Below are 3,488 nucleotides of genomic sequence, written 5' to 3' on the forward strand. Positions count from 1 at the left end.
ATGTTTTCACTAGACATTATATTGAGCTCTTTTTTAGAAAAATAATGAACCACATCATAGCGTAAGTCTTTTATCGCTTTCTACCGAAAGCATTCATCGTATTCGTTACCGTAATGGTTGCTAATACAAAGCATTTTGAAATCGCTGGATGCTTTTGTAATTAACAAATCCATCGTTTTCATAAATAGTTGAGGGATTATAGAGTTTAAAAAGATTTTTTAAAATCAGTGGCAGAACGGGCCGAGGAGCACTATGGTAAAAAAGTAACAACAATAACGATTCAATGAACTCCTTTGCTTGCCAATCAAAGACTGAGGTTTTTGCCTCAGTCTTTCTCTTTGTGCTTAAACAGCATCGCTATACTAACGGTTTAATATTACTTAAGTTTAGAAAGCGTAGCTGGCTTGCACACCGACTAACCATACGTGTCCGGTCACTTCTCCAGCAAACGCGCCGCCAATCGCTGCGGCTGGGTCGTCGGATCCATCGCGAGGCTCATACAGCGAAGCTTTTTTAGCAAAAATATAGGTAAAGCCAGCATCAAGGGTCAGTTGTTTCGTGGCTCGATAGCCCGCACCAATACTTAACCAAGTACGATCGGTTTCTGGAATGGTCGCTGTGCGATATTTTGTACTTACTGCGGATAAGTCATAGGCAATGCCTGCACGTAGGGTCAAATCTTGATCCCAAGCGTAGCTGGTCCCTAACGCAAAACGGTAGTTATCTTTCCAGTTTTCTAACTTAATCAAGTCATTAGGAGTGCCATCATGAAAGTTAGCCACCAATTGATCAAAGCTACTCCAATCCGTCCAATTAATACTACTGTGCAATGCCCATTGTTCGGTTAATTGGTGAAAGCTAGCTAGCTCTGCCGTCGCTGGTAAAGTCACAGCGAGTTGCCCCGGTTTGTGTTTTCCGTATGGGATCCCTTCAGCATGACCATCAAAGTCCATCACGACTTGTGATTTATAGGTAAAAGCCACTCGATGATTTGGGTTGATTTGCCAAGCGGTACCAGCCTGCCAGCCCCAACTGGTATCGTCCCCTTCCATATATTTTAAAATAGTTCCTTGAGGTGCCTTTATTGGGTTTGTTCCATCCATTCCAACGATATTTTTTTCCGGCACACTGGCCCCAAAATGACCTTCACCGATCACATAGCGTACACCAGCCCCGACACTGACTGCGTCGGTCAGTTGATAGCCGAGGTTAACGTTCGCTTCGGCGGTGATGATTTTCGCCTGATCGCCAAAATGGCTGGCAGCAAAGTTAGGTAGCTCGGTTTCCATGCCATAATTGGTGCCGAAAGCTAAACCTAAAAAGGTCCGGTCATTCAATTGATGAGAGAAATAGGCATTTGGAACGATAGCGTCATGGGCGAAATCTTTTGCCGTCGCGCTAGTTTGCCCAAGATTCGGGTGGGTTACTGTGCCATTGACATCAATATTGGGATTGACGTAAATCGCACCAGCAGAAAATTGCGTGCCAGGCAGGTAGGTTAGCATCGCAGGGTTACGCCATTGTGAGCCAGCATTGTCAGCCATGGCTGCTTCACCCGCGTACGCTCGACCAAGGCCCGTCGCTGAGTATTCTGCTAGTTGAAATCCCGCAGCTTGAGCGTAGGTTGGTAGTCCCATTAAGCCGAACGCAACGGCTATCGATAACGTTTTTTGATTATTGTTCATGGTTATGTTCGCTGAAATGGTTAGTCAATAGTGGCGAAAAGTGTAAAGAGAGCGAGTCGCCTTAACAAATAAAAACAATAAATTATCAATATTTAGAGTTTTATATCGACTTTCTATTATTAACTTGCCTATTAATCTGGTTTGTGTTCTGGTGGGGTGAAAGTTCAGCGAACAGATGTAGGATGTAACTGCCCTTTTTAAGCACAGCTGTAAGCTTAAAAGAGCGCCAGTGAGGTGAATAAATAAAAAAAGGGCTGATGATTCAGCCCATTAAGATACGTGTTTAAATTAAACCAAACTTAGAAGCTACGGCTATATTGTAAGCCGACTAAGATTGCATCCGCTTTGGTGGTACCAGAAATGGAGGATAAGTATTCTGGTTGCCCTGGAGCGCCAAAGAATGGATTTTTCGTTTGTTCATTAACTTCAACATCTTTACCCATCAAATAAGTAAAACCAAAGTCGAAATTAGATTTGTCATCAATCTGGTAAGTAAAGCCCGCTGATAACCATTGACGATCGGAATCCGGTACTGAAATTGAGGTGATTTTATCTTGCGCACTGGTGTCATACATATAGCCTGCACGCAGTGTCCAGTCGCGGTTTAAGAAGTAAGTACCACCAATAGAGTAGTGCCAACCATCTTTCCACTCATAAGGTTTAACATCAATACTTTGATTTTTAAATTCCAGTTTATCAAAAGCGCTCCAGCCAATGTATTGCACACTATAGTGGACAGCAAAGGCGGTATTGTCTATGCGATGGTAACCGGAAAACTCGGCCATATCTGGTAACGGTAATTTGACTTCTTTATCGCCATCTTTAGCGGTAATGGTTGGGCTATAACGATAAGAAAGGCCAAAGCGGTTATTCTCATCCAATTCGTAAACGGTACCGACATTAAAGCCAACCCCAAAACCGTCGGCTTTATCGATATCAACGACGTCACAGCTACGTCCAGCATTGGTTAAAACACCACATAATCCTTGACTAGCGCTGCGCTTCAGTGTGCCTTGACCATAAATCAGATCCAGCCCTGCACCGATACTCCATTGATCGTTGACACGGTAAGAACCTGAAACCCCAAAGTTTGCACTGAGAATTTCTGTTTCACCGCCATATTCACCACCAGCGTAGTTGGAGCCAAAATCGGTACGAGTACCAAAGTTAGAATAAGCATTTACTCCCCAAGCGAATTGCTCGTTGACTGGGACGATCAAATGGATGTTAGGGGCAATAGAAGTGCCGCCAGCATCATTGTAATCAGCATTTACTGAAGGGGTGGCAACACTGGTATAAGTGGCATTTTTAACTTTAATGTCAGTCATGATGGCTTCAAAACCGAGTGAGAGCTCCATTTTATCAAAGAGAGCCATCGCGGCAGGGTTACGTGACATTACGGCGGCGTTATCGGCAATCACGGCATCACCAGCAAACGCACGGCCAAGGCCCGTTGCTGATTGAGCGTTAAGCTGAAAGCCAGCGGCCATAGCTTGTTGAGTAGCGAGAGAGATGGTCACAGCAAGCAGTGACTTTTTAAACAGACGCGTCTTGTTCATGGTGCTTTTTCCTTGTTATATCGCCTCTAATGGGCGTTGTGTTGAGCAAAAGCTCAGTGGCTGGCTGATACTAGTCGCAAGTATAGGAGATAGAAATCCGACCATTGTCTAAGGCGCGATTAAATCTTTAAAATTGCTAGCAATTTGGCATTAAATTGTAAATAAAAAGTTAAAAGTAGAGTTTTGGCTCTATTAAAATAGCGCTTATTTGGCTGTTGCTGCCTTGTGTTGCACAAGGTGATAA

2 protein-coding genes are annotated in these 3,488 nt (G+C 43.8%); both read right to left on the reverse strand.

Annotation, left to right across the window (positions count from 1 at the left end; translation table 11 throughout):
• Positions 1 to 386: 386 nt before the first annotated feature.
• On the reverse strand, positions 387 to 1,685 hold the full coding sequence (locus tag CAG60_RS15020) for an outer membrane protein transport protein (RefSeq protein WP_161439309.1): 1,299 nt from the start codon (positions 1,683 to 1,685) through the stop codon (positions 387 to 389).
• Positions 1,686 to 1,984: 299 nt separating this feature from the next.
• The gene (locus tag CAG60_RS15025; RefSeq protein WP_161439310.1) at positions 1,985 to 3,244 is read right to left on the reverse strand and encodes an outer membrane protein transport protein; all 1,260 of its coding nucleotides are present in this window, start codon (positions 3,242 to 3,244) and stop codon (positions 1,985 to 1,987) included.
• Positions 3,245 to 3,488 lie beyond the last annotated feature (244 nt).

This window comes from Vibrio sp. V33_P6A3T137 (genome assembly GCF_009904835.1).
Taxonomy (GTDB): Bacteria; Pseudomonadota; Gammaproteobacteria; order Enterobacterales; family Vibrionaceae; genus Vibrio; species Vibrio metschnikovii.